Origin of the sequence: Acinetobacter sp., from assembly GCF_049284435.1 — a bacterium.
In the GTDB taxonomy this organism is placed as follows: Bacteria; Pseudomonadota; Gammaproteobacteria; order Pseudomonadales; family Moraxellaceae; genus Acinetobacter.
Map to the genome: position 1 here is coordinate 1 of NZ_JBAPXX010000041.1, position 1,580 is coordinate 1,580.

Consider the following 1,580-nt stretch of genomic DNA (forward strand, 5'->3'; position numbering starts at 1 on the left):
GTATTGGGTGGGGGCAGCTTTGGTACTGCAATGGCCAATACTGCAGTGCGTAATGGTTGCAATACCATGATCTGGATTCGTGATGAAGCAGTTGCGGCAGATATTAATGCGACCCATATCAATAAACGCTATTTGTCAGATTTCCAGTTAGAAGAAAATCTGCTGGCGGTGTCAGACCTGGAACAGGCTGTGCGTGATCGCGATATTATTTTAGTCGCTATTCCGAGCCATTCTTTCCGGGATGTCTTGCAGCAAATCAAACCTTTTATTACGTCGCAAGCCGTGATCTCGCTGACCAAGGGCATTGAAGCCAAAACTTTTAGTTTCATGAGCGATATTATTCGTGAAGTGTTGCCTGAAGTGCCTTATGGCGTGTTATCAGGACCGAATTTGGCTAAAGAAATTGTGGCAGGACAGCCGGCAGGAACCGTGATTGCCAGCCAGTCCGAGCTGGTGCGTTATGCGGTACAACAAGCCCTACATAGTGCCTTGTTCCGCGTATTCGCCAGTGATGATGTGCATGGGGTAGAACTTGGCGGCGCATTAAAAAATATCTATGCTGTCGCGATGGGCATGGCCGCTGCGTATAACGTGGGTGAAAATACCAAGAGTATGATTTTGACCCGTGCCTTGGCCGAAATGAGCCGTTTTGCGGTGAAACTCGGTGCCAATCCGCTGACCTTTCTTGGGCTTTCAGGTGTGGGTGATTTATTTGCAACCTGTAGCAGTCCGCTCAGCCGTAATTATCAGGTGGGTTATGCACTTGGCAAAGGTAAAACCTTGGAGCAGGCAACGACTGAATTGGGGCAAACGGCAGAAGGGATTAATACCATTGTGCAGGTCAAGGCACGTTCGGAAGAGCTCGATGTATATATGCCGATTACCTCGGCCTTGTATGATGTGATTTTTGAAGGTGCGCCACCACTCAATATTGCCTTGTCATTGATGAAAAACGGTCATCGCAGTGATGTCGAATTTGTCTTGCCACATCATCAAGTCTGATCTATAACACAAGGACTGTCTGCGAATTGTCATATCAGCGGGTTAACATGCAGGCAAAAGAATATAAGGAAATCAAATGCAACTGACTTTAGTTCGACATGGCGAGGCCGCACCACCGGTCAATAGTAATGACACCAAGCGACCTTTAACGGAACGTGGCCACCAACAGGCTGAACAAACTGCACAGTTCTTAAAGGATCTGATTAAGCCTGAAGTCTTTGTGGTCAGTCCGTTATTGCGTGCGCAGGAAACTCTGGCACATTTGCAGCAGTATTTTAAAGATGTGCCGGTGGTGATCTGTAATACCATCAAACCGGATGATGATGCCAAGGTTGCAGTGGAATGGTTGTCGCAACTTCCGTATGAGTCGATTGTAGTGGTATGCCATATGAATGTGGTGGCACATATGTCTTCCATTCTGCTGGCTGAATCTTTTCATCCTTATGCATTGGCAGAAGCACGTATTTATGATCAGGCAGTGATTGCCCCTGGCTTATCCACACAGATAAAAAACTTTATTCCTACACTATAAAAAATTAATTAAAACGGCAGAACACAATCAATGTTGTATTTATGGA

The 1,580-nt window shown here is 46.1% G+C and carries 2 protein-coding genes; both read left to right on the plus strand.

Going from position 1 to position 1,580, the window contains the following annotated elements:
* Nucleotides 1–1,002: NAD(P)H-dependent glycerol-3-phosphate dehydrogenase (locus WAK81_RS03085; protein WP_422195643.1), on the plus strand; the 1,002-nt coding region annotated here is incomplete at its 5' end.
* 76 nt (nt 1,003–1,078) lie between these two features.
* On the plus strand, nt 1,079–1,534 hold the full coding sequence (gene sixA / locus WAK81_RS03090) for a phosphohistidine phosphatase SixA (protein ID WP_422195644.1): 456 nt from the start codon (nt 1,079–1,081) through the stop codon (nt 1,532–1,534).
* Nucleotides 1,535–1,580: the final 46 nt, after the last annotated feature.